General features: G+C 67.1%; 11 protein-coding genes. 7 read left to right on the top strand and 4 right to left on the bottom strand.

Annotated elements, in window-relative coordinates:
• Nucleotides 1–311: 311 nt before the first annotated feature.
• Complete coding sequence (locus ACTWPW_RS18300; RefSeq protein WP_443169369.1) at nucleotides 312–632, top strand: GYD domain-containing protein; 321 nt, start codon at nucleotides 312–314, stop codon at nucleotides 630–632.
• 715 nt (nucleotides 633–1,347) lie between these two features.
• Here the strand turns inward: ACTWPW_RS18300 and ACTWPW_RS18295 are convergent.
• Nucleotides 1,348–2,457, bottom strand: coding sequence for an integrase core domain-containing protein (locus tag ACTWPW_RS18295; protein WP_443169368.1), 1,110 nt, complete (start codon nucleotides 2,455–2,457; stop codon nucleotides 1,348–1,350).
• Nucleotides 2,458–2,770: 313 nt separating this feature from the next.
• Nucleotides 2,771–3,775 (bottom strand): LacI family DNA-binding transcriptional regulator, encoded by a 1,005-nt coding sequence (locus tag ACTWPW_RS18290; protein ID WP_443169367.1) that lies wholly within the window; start codon nucleotides 3,773–3,775, stop codon nucleotides 2,771–2,773.
• Between ACTWPW_RS18290 and ACTWPW_RS18285 the strand changes: the two genes are divergently transcribed.
• From ACTWPW_RS18285 to ACTWPW_RS18265, 5 genes are all read left to right on the top strand, one after another.
• Nucleotides 3,774–5,144, top strand: coding sequence for a polysaccharide pyruvyl transferase family protein (locus tag ACTWPW_RS18285; RefSeq protein WP_443169366.1), 1,371 nt, complete (start codon nucleotides 3,774–3,776; stop codon nucleotides 5,142–5,144). The genes ACTWPW_RS18290 and ACTWPW_RS18285 overlap by 2 nt on opposite strands.
• A complete protein-coding gene (locus ACTWPW_RS18280) occupies nucleotides 5,137–6,048 on the top strand; it encodes an ABC transporter permease (RefSeq protein ID WP_375111118.1) in 912 nt (303 codons plus the stop codon). Before ACTWPW_RS18285 ends, ACTWPW_RS18280 begins: the two co-directional genes overlap by 8 nt.
• A gap of 98 nt (nucleotides 6,049–6,146) precedes the next feature.
• Nucleotides 6,147–7,016, top strand: a complete 870-nt coding sequence (locus ACTWPW_RS18275; RefSeq protein ID WP_443169365.1) for a carbohydrate ABC transporter permease — start codon at nucleotides 6,147–6,149, stop codon at nucleotides 7,014–7,016.
• A 30-nt stretch (nucleotides 7,017–7,046) separates the two neighbouring features.
• Nucleotides 7,047–8,669, top strand: coding sequence for an extracellular solute-binding protein (locus ACTWPW_RS18270; RefSeq protein WP_443169364.1), 1,623 nt, complete (start codon nucleotides 7,047–7,049; stop codon nucleotides 8,667–8,669).
• Nucleotides 8,670–8,756: 87 nt separating this feature from the next.
• Complete coding sequence (locus ACTWPW_RS18265) at nucleotides 8,757–12,194, top strand: alginate lyase family protein (RefSeq protein WP_443169363.1); 3,438 nt, start codon at nucleotides 8,757–8,759, stop codon at nucleotides 12,192–12,194.
• Between the two features lie 355 nt (nucleotides 12,195–12,549).
• Here the strand turns inward: ACTWPW_RS18265 and ACTWPW_RS18260 are convergent, their stop codons facing one another.
• Nucleotides 12,550–12,807 (bottom strand): IS3 family transposase, encoded by a 258-nt coding sequence (locus ACTWPW_RS18260; protein ID WP_443169362.1) that lies wholly within the window; start codon nucleotides 12,805–12,807, stop codon nucleotides 12,550–12,552.
• Between the two features lie 37 nt (nucleotides 12,808–12,844).
• Here ACTWPW_RS18260 and ACTWPW_RS18255 point away from each other — a divergent pair, with 37 nt between their 5' ends.
• The gene (locus ACTWPW_RS18255) at nucleotides 12,845–13,327 is read left to right on the top strand and encodes a hypothetical protein (RefSeq protein WP_443169361.1); all 483 of its coding nucleotides are present in this window, start codon (nucleotides 12,845–12,847) and stop codon (nucleotides 13,325–13,327) included.
• 608 nt (nucleotides 13,328–13,935) lie between these two features.
• On the opposite strand, the gene ACTWPW_RS18250 is transcribed toward ACTWPW_RS18255, so the two are convergent.
• Nucleotides 13,936–14,427, bottom strand: coding sequence for a hypothetical protein (locus ACTWPW_RS18250; protein WP_375111111.1), 492 nt, complete (start codon nucleotides 14,425–14,427; stop codon nucleotides 13,936–13,938).
• Nucleotides 14,428–14,528: the final 101 nt, after the last annotated feature.

The raw sequence follows: 14,528 nt of genomic DNA, 5'->3' as shown, positions 1-14,528 counted from the left end.
CACGTCGATCGGGGATGATGGCACGCGAACGCGGCCCCTGTTCTTGATCGACTGGCTAGACACCGACGATCATCAGGGGTCGCGTTTGTCATCTCCGCACTGGGGCGCTCTCACTCGGCCACTCGCCCCAGGGGTGCAGCAGTCTCACCAGCCGAGAACGCAACGGCCTTGGGGCTTCGCAGCGTAAGACTGCGACAGGGGAAAACCAGTACAGCGGGGGGGATTACCGTCACCCTGAGCCGAGAACTTCGACCCCGTGACCGTAATGCCGCCCCAGCACAGGGTGGCGAGACGAGAAGAGGGACTCGACCATGCCCAAGTACCTGATTCAGGCGACCTACACCGCAGACGGCCTCAAAGGAGTGTTGCAAGATGGCGGCACCGGACGCCGGCAAGCGGTGGAGCGCATGGCGGAAAGCGTCGGCGGCCGGGTCGAGCAGATGTATTTCGCGTTCGGCGAGACAGACACATATGTGATCGTCGACCTGCCGAGCAATGCGGCTTCGGCCGCTGTGAGTCTCACAATATCGGCGTCTGGGGCGGTACGAACGAAGACGGCTGTCCTGCTGACGCCAGAGGAGATCGACGATGCCGCGCGGATGGAGGTGGCATACCGGGCTCCTGGCGCGTGACCGCCGGGTGATTGCGGGGTGCACACACCGGCAGGCCAGGTCCTTGCCAGTGAGATCGCGCCGGATCTCGTCTTTGCTTGGGTAGCCGGGTAGCCCGGCGCCGTACGCGACTGCGGCCCGGAAGTTGGCGACTGCGTGTCGGCGGCGGACAGCCACAGATCGGAAGACCAGCTCACCCCTCCAGTCAGGACGATGGGCGATAATCGCTCCATCGGAAGAGGTAGCCCAACTTGGCCGGCTGGCCGCCGTACACGGCACCCTCGGGCATGCGCCCGCCTCTTGTGCGCCGCCTCTGGATGCGCTTCGGTTCTTGGGTCTCAGTGAGAACCAAGATCCGGTATGTGCGGGATGATCTTAGGTGTTGGGTAGGAGGTGGGAACCGTACACGCAGCTCAGGGGATGTTGCTCGGTTGAACCGTTGATCCGCTGTAAAACCGTCGGCATTCGGATGGCGGAGACCTGAGGGGGCTATCAAGATCCGGACCATATGCGGAACGATCTTCGCGTATCCGCAGCACGCAGGGCTCATCCTCTGAGGTCAGAGCCACATGCTCATTCTTACTGTCGCTCCACTCCTAATCCGACGGTCGCAGGTTCGAATCCTGCAGGGCGCGCAACCGAGACCAGGCTTAATCTACGGGTTGACCTGGTCTTTTGCATGATCGGCCCCGTTGGCCCGTAGGCAGCGGGAGGCCTGTGCCGCTCGAATATTGAGTTACGGGTTCTGAGCTGCGGTTAAGCGGCGTGGTGGTATTCGTTGATCATGCCGGCAACGACGGGTTGTCGGCGGACGATCCGCTGGCCGTTGAAGTCGGTCACGTCGTGAGCGGGCTGAGCTGCGATAGCCGGGGGGACGTTGCTGCCGGGACTGGTGCGGCCGGTGCCGGTTGTAGTGGATCAGATACTTCTGGAGCACGCGGGCCAGGTGGCGTTCGTTGAGGATCAGGATCCGGTCCAGGAGTTCACGGCGCAGCGTGCCGATGACGCGCTCGCAGATGGCGTTCATCCTCGGTGTCCGCGGCAGCGTGGTGATGATCTGCAGCCCTTCAGCTGTGAAGACCTCCCTGGACGCCGAGGTGAAGAGCGGATCCCGATCGTGGATCGGGAACCGTAGCCGGGTGATGCGGTCGCCCAGGTCCATCGCCAGGTTGCGGGCTTGCTGGGCCGTCCATGCTCCGGTCGGGTGTGCGGTTGCTCCGGCCAGGTGCAGGCGTCGGGTGCCGTGCTCGATAAAGATCAGCACGTGGAGCCGCTTGAGCATGATCGTCCCGACCACGAGGAAGTCACAGGCGAGGATCGCGTGGGCTTGAGCGGTCAGGAACTGCCGCCAGGTCGGCCCGGCTCGGCGGGGTGCCGGATCGATACCGGCGGTGTGCAGGATCTCCCACACCCTGGAGACCGCGATGTGGTAGCCCAGCCGGGCCAACTCGCCTTGGGTTCTCCGGTGGCCCCAGGTCGGGTTCTCCCGCGCCATCCGCACAATCAGCGCCTTGACCGGTCGGCGGATGCAGGGCCGTCCCGGACGCCGCCTGTCCGTGAAGGTCCACTTACGTGCCACGAGACTGCGATGCCAACGCAGGATCGTCGCCGGGGTGACCGGGAACACCTCCGTCCACCGGCGGCGGTGGATCAGGCGCGACAACGCCGCAAGCCAGAGCCGGTCGGCGCCACCCCACCGAGGCCGGCTGTCGAGCTGACGGCGGAGGACCTGGTTCTCGTGACGGAGCACCAGTACCTCAACATCTTTGGACAGATCGGAGCGGGCCGGCACCGTCAGCAGGCCGAACAAGCCCTTTACCGCCTGGTAGACAAGCGACGACAACACCTAGCGATGATCGCAGCCGCTGCCTTGATCATACGGCAATCCCCAGTTCAGAGAAGCAAGAACCGTATTTTCGAGCGCCACCCGGCGGACGGCTTCTTCCTTGAACTCCGGCGAGAACTGCCTACGACGCCTCGTCACGTACCTACCTCTTCCAGACTTCCGTCAGCTTATGTAGCCGACTGTCCGGAATCTGCTGGGCACCTCACCCCTGCAGCAGCATGCCCGCAGTTACAGCGCCACCGATCATAGCCACCCGGGCCCCATCACATAGGCTGACGACAATCGATATGAGCCGCGGGCGATCATGCGAACGCTAATCGCGGATCCGGGTCAGAGCGGTCGCTGAGTCACGGATCACCAGTTCGGGTTGGGGGTCGGTGATGACACCGCCTGCGCTTGGCCGCCCCGCGATCAGGTCGTAAAGCGCCTCGACGCCGGCCCGGCCGAGTTGGTACATGGGCATCCGGACCGCGGTGACGGCCGGGCGCAGGTGTTGCATCAGGTCGACGTCGTGGATGCCGACCACCGACAGCTGGTCGGGGATGGTGATGCCGAGGTCGCGTGCGGCGGCCAGGACCCCGACCGCGCTCATGATGTTGTTGACGACGATGGCGGTCGGCGCGGTTGGCGCCTGCATGGCCTGCCGGAGCCCGTCGGCGCCGGCCTGCTCACCGAACCCGGTGTCCAGGTGCGGAGCCGGTGTCAGGCCGGCGGCGTCCATCGCCTGCTGGTAGCCCAGGTAGCGCTGCTGGGAAAGGTATCCCGAACCCCCGACGAAGACGATGTGGCGGTGGCTGAGGTTGACCAGGAACCGCGTCGCGATCTCGCCCGCGCGGCGATCGTCTACGTCGATCCAGGGATGGTCCAGTGCATGTTCCAGGACGAGGATCGGCTTGGGGTGGGAGCGGAGTTCGGCCATCGCGTCGTCGTCCAGCAGCCCTTCGCCGCGGATCAAGATACCGTCGACCGTGCCCTGGCTGAGCAGCCGGGTCAGGAACTGGCTGCCGGAGCGCATCGTCTCGGCATCGCCCAGCAGGACCGTCGCGCCGTGCTCCGCCGCCGCCTCGTGGACCCCATGCCGCAGCGGTCCGTAGACCGGGTTGTCGATCTTGTTGAGGATCATCGCGATCATGTCGGTTTGGTTGAGCCGCAGCGAGCGCGCCGTCTGGTTCGGCTGGTAGCCCAATTGCTGCATCGCCTGGAGCACCCGGGTGCGGGTGGATTCCCTCATCCGGGTGTGGCTCGTGCCGTTGACCACCGCCGACACCACGGCGAGCGACACCCCAGCCGCCCGTGCGACGTCACGTTGCGTTGCCATGGTGCAAGCCTACTCGGTTCTTGACGTAACGTCTCACCATCCCTATTTTGAATTAACGTTACGTCAACAAGGAGCACATATGACATCGACACGTCGCACCGTCCTCCTGCGGTCCTCCTGGGCGACGGTGAACATCGGCGACGTGGCTCACTCCCCTGGCGTGGTGCGGGCGTTTCAGCGGTTCGCCCCCGAGGTCGAGGTCATCCTCTGGCCGGTGCGGCTGGAGGAGCGCGAACGATCCATGCTGCGGCACGCGTTTCCCGACGTGCGCGTCGTCGATGGCACTCTCGGCGGGGACGGGCCGAGCACCCCGGAGTTGGCCGCCGCCATCGACGGCGCGGATGTCCTGATGCACGGATCGGGCGCCGACGCCTTCCAGAGCACCGAGATCGATTGGTGGCGCGAGCACGTGGGCCGCCCGTATGGGTACTTCGGGGTCACCGTGGATCCGCTGTGCCCACCGACCATGGCGACGCTGCCGGAGCTGGCACAGATGGTCGATCTGCTCCCACCGTCCTATCTCGAGGACGACGTCAAGGACCGTTTCGACAGCGCCGACTTCGTGTACTGCCGCGAAACGCTGACCCTGGCCACCCTGCGCGGCCAGAAGATAAGCGGGCCCGACCTCGCCTTCGGGCCGGATGGCACGTTCGCGTTCGACCACACTGACGCCGCCGCCGCCGCTCGCCTGCTGGAGGGTTTCGGCCTGCAGCCCGGTCGGTTCGCCTGTTTCGTTCCGCGGCTGCGCTACGCCCCCTATGCGAAGATCTACGGCACGGAACCGACCCGCGAGCAGATGCGGCGCGACGCGGTCAACCGGGCCACCGTGACGCACGACCTGGCGGTGCTGGCGGCGGCGATCGAGACCTGGGTACGCGTCAGCGGCCTGCCGGCCGTCGTGGTGCCCGAGATGAGCTATGCCGTCGAGCTCGCTCACGAGCAGCTTCCCAGCCTGCTCAGTCCACAGACGCTCGATCAGGTCCGGCTCCTGGACCGGTACTGGCCGCTGGAGGAGGCGACCGGGGTCTACGCCGTCTCATCGCTGGTGGTCAGCATGGAGTGTCATTCGCCGATCCTGGCCGCACGACATGCGATCCCGACCGTCTACCTTCGGCAGCCGACCGAGACCACGAAATCTCAGATGTTCGCCGACCTCGGCGCCCCAGACCTGGTGATCGAGCTCGACCATCGTGCCGCGGCGACGGTCGTCGCGGCGGTCACCGACATCGCCACCGACCCGGCGCCCGCGGTCGCCCGGAGCAGGAGGGTCGCGGCCAATGCCGACGACCGGCTGCGGGCGGCGGTGCAAGCCTGCGTCGCGGGCCGGCCCATCGGCCTGCCTGCACCGGTGGAGACCGGCGATGCGTAGCCTGCGCGACCGCTGGCGGCGCGACCGGGTCCTGCTGTTGCTGGCGCTTCCCGGGGTCACGGCGCTGCTGCTGTTCCACTATCTGCCGCTCGGCGGGAACGTCATCGCGTTCCAGGACTTCCAGCCGTTCCTCGGAATCTGGCACAGCCCGTACGTCGGGCTGGACAACTTCGAGCCGGTGCTCACCGGCGACCCGGTGTTCCTCAACGCACTCGTCAACACACTGATCATCACGCTGATCCAGGTGGTCTTCGTGTTCCCGCTGCCGATCTGCCTCGCGTTGATCCTGAACGCGACCATCAGCGAACGGCTCAAACGCCTCACCCAGTCGATCCTCTACATGCCGCACTTCCTGTCCTGGGTCATCGTGGTCGCCCTGTTCCAGCAGATGTTCGGCAACGGCGGGATGCTCAACGCCTGGCTGCGCTCGGCCGACCTGTCCACGTTCCACATCGTGGGCGTACCCGAGTTGTTCAAACTCATGATCACATCACAGGTGATCTGGAAGGACACCGGCTGGTCGACGATCATCTTCCTCGCCGCACTGTCCAGAGTGGATCCGGCGCAGATGGAGGCCGCGGTGGTGGACGGCGCCTCGGCAGCTCGCCGCCTGTGGCACGTGACCCTGCCCTACATCCGCCCGGTGATCGTCCTGCTGCTGATTCTGCGGCTCGGTGACTCGCTGTCCGTCGGGTTCGAGCAGATCATCCTGCAGCAGGCACAGGTCGGTGCCGGTGCCAGCGAAGTACTCGACACCTACGTCTACAACCACGGGATCGTCGGTGGCGACTGGGGCACCGCGGCCGCGGTGGGGCTGATCAAAGGCATTGTCGGTGTCGCGCTCGTGCTCGGCGCCAACCGGTTGGCCCACGCCCTGGGCGAGCAGGGGGTGTACGCCAAGTGACGAGCCGACCTGTGCCGACTGCGGTGTCCGTGGCGCGCCCCGCCGCGGGCACAGGGCCGCGGCGGCCACGCTCGGGCCGCAGCCAGCGTCCGGTCTGGATGGGCGAGCCCAGCAAGCTGGGGTTCGGTGCGCGGGGACTCGTGCTCGGCCTGGGCTGCCTGGCGGTTCTGGTTCCGTTCTGGGCGGTGCTCATGACCAGCATCGCCTCCCCGGAGGAGATCAACAGGGCGGGCGGCTTCGTGCTGTGGACGAACGAACCGACGCTGGACTCCTACCGGGCCGTCCTGTCCGGAGGAATCGTCACCCGTGCGCTGCTGGTGAGCACCGGCATCACCGTGGTCGGCACGGCACTCAGCCTCGTCACCACGATCGCTCTGGCGTACGCGCTGTCGCGGCCAGGTTCGTTGCTGCAAAAGCCGATCCTGCTGATGACGGTGTTCACCCTGCTGTTCAACCCGGGCATCATCCCGATGTACCTGGCGGTCAAACAGCTTGGCCTGCTGGACAGCTACCTGGCACTGATCCTGCCGGTGCTGGTGAACGCGTTCAACGTCATCGTCATGCGCGCGTTCTTCCAGGAAATCCCACGCGAGCTGCGGGAAAGCGCCTATATGGACGGTGCCGGGGAGATGCGCATCCTGCTGCGGATCGTCCTGCCACTGTCGAAGGCGGTCGTCTCCGTGATCGGGCTGTTCTACGCAGTGGCGTACTGGAACGCCTTCTTCTCCGCGATGTTGTACCTCCAGTCGTCGGAAAAGTGGCCGCTGCAACTGGTGCTGCGCACCTACGTCGTCAACAACACCCCGATCGGGTCCGACCAGCTCAGCTCGAACCTGGAGAACCTGCCACCACAGATCTCCGTCCAGATGGCGATTCTCGTCATCTCCGTCCTGCCCATCCTGTTCATCTACCCCTTCATCCAAAAGCACTTCGCCAAGGGACTCATGGTCGGCGCCGTCAAGGGCTGACCGGTCGTCCACGCGTGGCAAGGAGACGTCATGGCACCCACCTTCAGCCGCCGCCACGTCCTGGCACTCGGCGCGGCAACGGGGCTGGCCCCGCTGCTCGGGGCCTGCGGCGACGGCAGCCCGAGTTCGCCGAACAGCTCGACCGGGTCGGTCAAGCTGCCCACCTACAAGCCCGTCACCGCGGCCACGCCCGACCTGGCCGCCGAGCCGGCCGGGGTGTCGCCGGGATACTTCACCTACCCGACCGCCTCCAGCGCCGCATCACAACCGGTGCAGGGCGAAGCGATCACGGCACTGACCTACACCTACGACCCGATCGCCCCCGCGCTCGGCTCGAACCCCTACTGGCAGAACCTCAACAGCAAACTCGGCACCGAACTGAAGATCACGTACGTCCCCTCGACCGACTACAAGAGCAAGGTCGCCACGACCGTCGCCGGTGGCGATCTGCCCGACATTGTGGCTATCCAGGGCGTTGTCCAGCAGATGCCGGCCATGCTGAAGGCGGCATTCACCGACCTCACCGAGTACCTGTCCGGGGACGCGGTCCTCGCCTACCCGAACCTCGCCGCCCTGCCCACCGATGCCTGGCGCAGCACCGTCTACGACCAGCGGATCTGGGGCATCCCCGTGCCGCGGGCACGGATCGGCACCGTGCTGTACACCCGGGCCGACCTGCTGGCCAGGGCAGGACTCAGCCTCCAGCCCGATTCGTGGGCCGAGTTCAAGGAGATGGCGGTCGCGCTGACCGACGAGCGGGCCGGTCGGTGGGCGTTCGGACAGATCCCGTTCAACACGATCCTTGAGATGAACGGGATCACCGGCAACTGGCCCGGCGGCGCCGGCGCCTGGCAGGCCGAAGGTGGCGTCTTCACCTACTCCGGGACGACACCGCAGTTCATGCAGGCCCTCGAGGACACGGTCGAGCTGGTGAAGTCGGGGGTGATACATCCCGACCACGCGGGCGCGCCCAACACGAAGCGCAACGCGTGGATGCTGGCCGGCACGACCGCGTTCACCATCGGCGGGTACGCCGGGTGGGGCAAGTTTTACGGCCAGGCGAAAGACGTGCCCGGCTTCCGCCTGACCGGCATGCTCTCGCCCACCCGCGACGGCACAGGGACGCAGGTACGCACGCCCGGCCCGACCCTGTCCAGCTTCACCGCTGTAGCCAAGACCGACAACGCCGACCGGATCAAGCAGATCCTCAAGGTCCTCGACTGGTTGTGCTCACCCTTCGGCAGCAGCGAGTACCTGGCCCTCCGGTACGGCGTCGAGGGCCAGACGTTCACCCGCAACGGCTCCGACCCGACCCTCACCGAGGGCGGGCGCAGCCAGGTATTCCTGCCGGTGCGATACCTCGCCGAAGCATCGCCCGTCATCTACGAGCCGGGCAACCGCCAGGCCGTACAGGACCAGCACGACCACCAGGTCGCCGGCGTCCCGCTTGCCGTCGCGGACCCCACCCTCGGGCTGTACTCGGAGACCGCCGCCAGCAAGGCTGCCAGCGAGCAGCAGGAACTGGACTCGGTGCTGCTGGAGATCCAGCTGGGGAACAAGCCCGTCTCGGCGTGGCAGCCGGCCATCAAGAAGTTCATGGACCGGGTGGGCAACAAGATCAAGGCCGAGTACGAGGAGCAGGCGGGTGGTTGACGTGGACTCAGCCGACACTCTCACGGGGTTAGGGAGAAGACAGTGAGACGGAGCAAGTTACGTTGGTACACGCGTGGTCGGGCCCGTGTGGCGGTCGTGCTGGCTCTGGTGGCGGCGGTGCTGTCGCCGGGCAGTGCCGCCGTCGCCGACATGTCGGATCTCGGCGGGCTGCTCGACCTGACGCGCCCGGGGCTCGGCGCGGTGGCGGCCAAGCTGGCCGCCGGTGATGAAGCGGGCGCCGCGAGGGAGCTCAAGGTGTATTACGCGGGCCGCGCCGACGTCCAGTACCCGGCTCCGGCCGAGGGCCTGGGCGGTGGCGACTCGGGCCCCGACGAGCTCGCGGCGGGGATCTTCCGGTTCGGCTCCGAGACCCGCAACTTCTACAACAGCGCCGAGCAGCGGATCGACATCGACTGGCAGGACCTTTGGGGTGGGACGCAGACCACCCCGGGCAGCGCGCAGACTTTGATGAGCGACTTCACGTTCATGCCCAAACTGGCATTCGCTTACGTGTCCGAGAGTGACCCGGCAAAGCGTGCGGCGTACGCGGCGGCGTGGATGGACATCTCGCTGGACTTCTTCGCCGACAATCAGAGCTGGCCGCAGGGCCGCAACCTGTCGGCAGCCAAGCGGCTCGCCCAGCTGGTCAGCGCGTTTTCCGTGTTCCGGACCGATCCTGGCATCGACGCGAGCGATCTCGTGGCGTACCTGTCCGGCGTGCACGCCACGACGGACTTCCTCGTCGGCGTGATGCAGATACATGTCGGAAACAACTGGTACGTGTCGATGGCCCGCTCCGTCCACGCGGCAGCCGTGTTTCTGCCCGAGTTCTCGTCATCGCCTGGCTGGGAGTGGTTCGCGGTGCGCTCGGCCGAGCGGTTCCTGCGCGCGTACCTGAAGGGCGACGGTGTGTACCGCGAGCCGGCGTTCAACTATCAGGCATACGTGGCGGATATGCTCAACTCCGTCATAGCAGTCGCGAATGCCAACGGGCGAACCGTTCCCGATTATCTCCTCCAGGCGGCGGACTGGATCGCGGATTCGCTGTTCGCGACCCGTCAGCCGAATCTTGAACCCGCGGCGATTGGCGACACGCCGAACAACTACGCGGGCACGTCGGCCATTCGCAGGAGCGGTGTACGCAACTCCTGGCCCGATTTCACCTGGGTCGCCTCCGGCCGGACGGAGGGGACCGCCCCGACGCTGTCGTCCACGGTGTTTCCGATCAGCTTCGCGGTTCAGCGTTCCGGGTGGGACGCCGATGCCCGGTACATGCTGATCAACAATCAGAATTCCAGTTACACTGCCTCGCATCGGCATCCGGACGACCTCAGCCTGGTGATGGCGGCGTACGGGCGTCCGCTGATCGTCGACTCCGGGGTGGGGGACTACAGCGCGACTCCGACGAACGACTGGATGCGCCGCACGACCGAGGCGCACAACACCATCGAGGTCGACGGACTCCCGCAGACCGCCGGCGTCCCCCGCACAACGTCGCTGTGGCGCTCGAACGCGGGCCTCGACATCTACCGCGGCGCGGCGATGGGCTACCGGCCGGTCGCGCACGATCGCGCCGTCTACTTCGTCAAGCCAGGCTTCTGGGTGGTCTCCGACGACCTCACCGGTGACACCGCCGCGCACAACTACCGGCAGCTCTGGCACTTCCCCGGTGATCCGGTGACCGTCAATCCGACCACGAAGGTCGCCACGGTCGGGTTCGACACCGTGCCCGGAGCCGCACCCGTTGCCGGCGTGCAGCTCATCCCGGTGGCAACGGCCGGCGCCGCGGTAACCCCCAGGGTCCACGAGGATGGCGCCGTACGCGTCGGCGAGCAGGTACTCACCAACGTCGACTACCTGTCGTACGACTGGTCCTCCACCGGGCCGACGGGACTGGACACGGTCGTGGTTCCCGGCAAGGCCGGCGCGGCGCCCTCGGTGACGGCGAAGCGCATCGCCATGCCCGGGGTGAGTCACTCCGTGGCGACGGCGATGGAGATCGCCCTGCCGGACGCGACCGGACGCTTCTACCTTTCGCGCGAGGCGACTCCCTCGTCGAGGGCGTTCGGGGCCGCCACGACCAACGCCGAGACCGCGTACCTCGAGCGTGCTTCGGGCGGCGGGCTTACCAGGTACGCGCTGACCCGAGGGTCGTCGCTGATCGACCAAGACAACACCGTTATCAGCGCATCCGCACCGGTGTCCGATGTCAGTGTGGAACTGCGCGGCTCGACCGCCCGGATCTCGCTTGGGGACCCGTTCACCGGCACGCTCTCCATCAACGCGCCGAACGCGAACGCGGTGACGGTGAACGACACCCCGATCGCGTTCACCCGCGCGGGCAACCTCATCACCGTGTCGGTTGAGGAACACTTTGCCCCGGCACCCGTGCTCAACGACGAGTTCGACGATGCCGGCCTGGACCGTGACGTCTATGACTTCAACGGATCCTTTGACGGCTGGGCGCCGGTCCAGGGGACCTGGGCGCTCACCGGCGCACAGCCGGACACGCAGCTGGCACAGACCTCGACTGCGGACATGGTGTCGTTCGCGGCGCTGCAGGACGTACCCGATGACGTGGTCATGGCCGCGGACATCGTTCCCGGGGTACGCGGCCAGACGACGGCCCGTACCGGTCTCGCGTTCCGCTACCACGATTCCCGCAACTACTACCGGGCCGAAGTGCTCAACTCCACGTCGGGAGCGACGCTGCAGCTCGTGAAGATATACAACTCGACGACCACGGTTCTCGCGGAGACCGCACTGCCGATCGGCGCCAACGTCCCGCACAAGCTGGTCGTATCCGCGATCGGGAGGCATCTGAGCGCCAAAGTCGGCGATACGTCGATCTCCGCGGACGACGGACAGCTGCCGACGGGTGGTGCCGCCGCCTTTACGCATCGGCGGGCCGCGACCTTCGACAACATCGAGATCAGGGAAGGGCTCGATCAGGCCGGTTGGCGAGGAATAACAGGGTCTGTGTCCGTCGCCTCGGGCAAGTTGCACCTCACGCCGCCTGCCGGTGGCCGGGCGCACGTACTGGCCGACTCGACACTGCCGTCGCGCTTCTCCGAGGCGTGCGACTATGTCGTGGAGACCACGGTCACGATCGACGGATCCGTCGGTAACGCAGGAGTCTCGCTGCGAGACACCACGGACGCGTACGGGTATCGGATCCACGTCGGCAAGACGGGCAACGGAACCCAGTACGCGAGCATCATCCGCGAGGCTCACGCGTCGGGTCCCGTCACAGTGGCCACGGCATCCATCAGCAACCCGTTGACAGGTCCCGTGCGACTGGGTGCGGCGATTCACGGCGACCGCATCACCGTGACGTTGAACGGCGTTCAGGTCCTGAAGGGTCGCGACACCGTTGTCCGCAGCGGCGGCGTCGGGCTTTACGCATCCACGGAGAGCTCGTTCGAGAACGTCACTGTCGCTCAGTCCTGCGGGCGGGAGCGCCTCCGGCCGATTGCTCCTGGCGCCAGCCACCGCCCGAACCACAACGACGGAACTGGCATATAGCGGCAAAGCATGAGGGTTGGTGGGCCGCCGTATGTATGGGCGGCCCACCAACCCCATCGCCGGCACGGCAAGGCCTTTCCCGCTCAGCCCGATTACGAAGGAGCTGTGCGTTGTTCCCACCATCCGGAGCCTGAAGGGTGTCAAAACCAGGCCCATGGCGCTGACCTGCTTATTCGTGACGGCGCCTCGTTGATCAGCCCGCCGAGAACTACGCGACGCTCGATCCGACCCGCCGGCAGCGGGCCGGTGACGATTGTAATGATGGGCGTATTCGTCCAGCACGGTGTGAAGATGCTGTGGGTGCCGAAAATTGCGCCATCGCTCTGACCAGGTACTTTTATCGATCCTTCGATCACTACCTGAGCGATTGCTCAAACCCGGTCTGCCGCCGGCGGCGCCGATACCGCCCGGCCAGGCCCAGGACGCGCATCAGCCGGGCCACCCTCCGCCGGCCGCACCGCTGCCCGTCCCGCTGCAACTGCGCGTGCACTCGCGGCGCGCCGTAACCGCCCTGCGAGCGCGCGTGCACCTCGGCGATCTGCCCGGCCAGCTCGGCATCGCGCATCGCACGCAGCCCCGGGAGCGGCGTCGCGGCGTGCATGGAAGGCGGCACGGGAGACCCCCAGCAGCTCACACGCCCGCTTGACGCTGTGACCGCCCTGCTTCTCCGCCTTGATGAACGGGTGCACGCGCACGACGCCAGGAAGATCACCAACGTCCGCAACCTGACCGCTCCGTACCGGTTCGACGACACCCGGCCGCCCGGCGATGAGGCCCTGGCCGCGCTGACCCTGCCGGCCGATCTGCGCGACTGGCTGACCGACGTCGAACCCGACCTGATCGCCGCCGCCCGCGACGCCGGCGTCACCTGGAAGGCCCTGGCACCCGTGCCGCGGGTGGGTGATCGCCGCGCCGCTCAGCGCCGTCACGCCCGCCTCCAGCAGGCCGCCCGCGACCGCGAGGCCGGCACCAAGGATGGCGAGGACGTCCCCGCAGACGTCCAGGACGTCCGGCCAGACGTCCTGGCCGGCGTGGCCGTCCCTGGGCCCGCGGGGCGGGACTGGGACGACAGCGACCTGTGCCTGTGGCGCGGGAGGACGGGGAGTGGAGCCTGCAGGGCCCGGACGGCGTGATCGAGGTGGACGGGTTCGGCTTCCTCGGTACGATCGCCGCGCGGAACGTGCGCGGCGCCCAGGCCGCCGCGGCGGCCGCCCGTCGAGGACCTGGCCGGCCGCACGGTGACCGGGTGGGAACCGGACGTCTCCAGCCGCTCCATCCACGGCGAGTCCTCCTGGTACCCCAGCACGACAACCCCGTGACGGTGTCAATAAGCGTCACCCCAGTTCAACGCGGGCACCACGGTGCCGAGCTCGGCGCCGGCGAGGTCTTCGCGGCCGCCGCGGTGGCGTCGGCTGCCGCAGGTCAGCGTCTCGGCGACGATTGGCAGTTACGCCGTTTCGCTATTGACACTGCGGACCGGCCCGGCCTCGGCGTACCGTCACCGTCGTGACCTCCGCCGCCCCGGCTGTGGGTTCTCCGCCGGAGTGGCGAGTCCTCAGGCGATCTGGCGAAGCAGGTGGCGAGTTCTCATCTGATGTGGCGAGGATCCGTCGCTCCTCCGCATCGAGCGCGAACGACGCGGAACCGCACCGCCCAGGTCACCTCAGGGACATCGCTGTCCCTGTCATGACGTGGCCCGGCGCTCGCTCACGGGCGCTGGAGCCACCGGGCCGCCGTGAGCTCAGCCGAGGTTCACGCGGGTCAGGGAGTTGACGCGCGTCGCCATGATGCTCACGTTGAACACCGAGATGTTCGAGGTCGTGGTCGCGTTGCACGACAACCGCACGGTCCCGGAGGTGCTCACGGTGCGCGCCGTGACCGCTGCCAGGCTGGCGAGCTGGCCGTTGGGGCCCAAAGAGGCGACCGTGCGGCTGTTGTTGGTGCTGCTCTCGCTGATGATCAGCAGCGTGCAGGCCAGGCCGGATGCCACGGCCGTGTTGTTGCGGCCCGTGAGCGTGGCCTCGGCGGTCCAGCTGCCGGCCGGGACGGCGAAGTCGAAGAAGATGTTCGCGGCGCCCGTCGCCGTACGTGTGGCGAAGGTGTCGGCGATGATCACTTCAGGCGGTACCGCGGCGGACGCCGGGACCGTCAAGCCGATTCCGGCGAGCGTAGCCACCGCCGCCACCCAGATCGCTCGCCGGCCGCGTACCTTCTTGAGAATCGCAGCAGACATTCCGCATCACTCCTCGCATCCGGGGCGGCGCTCTTCCGCCCGACGACGCTTCGATCGTGTCGTGCGACGTTGCGCAACCGTCGCGCCCGCATCCGCGCCAA

This window comes from Nonomuraea sp. KM90, assembly GCF_052246675.1.
Lineage (GTDB): Bacteria > Actinomycetota > Actinomycetes > Streptosporangiales > Streptosporangiaceae > Nonomuraea.
Note: the sequence above shows the minus strand (reverse complement) of the source record. Positions and strands in the feature narration are given on the sequence as shown.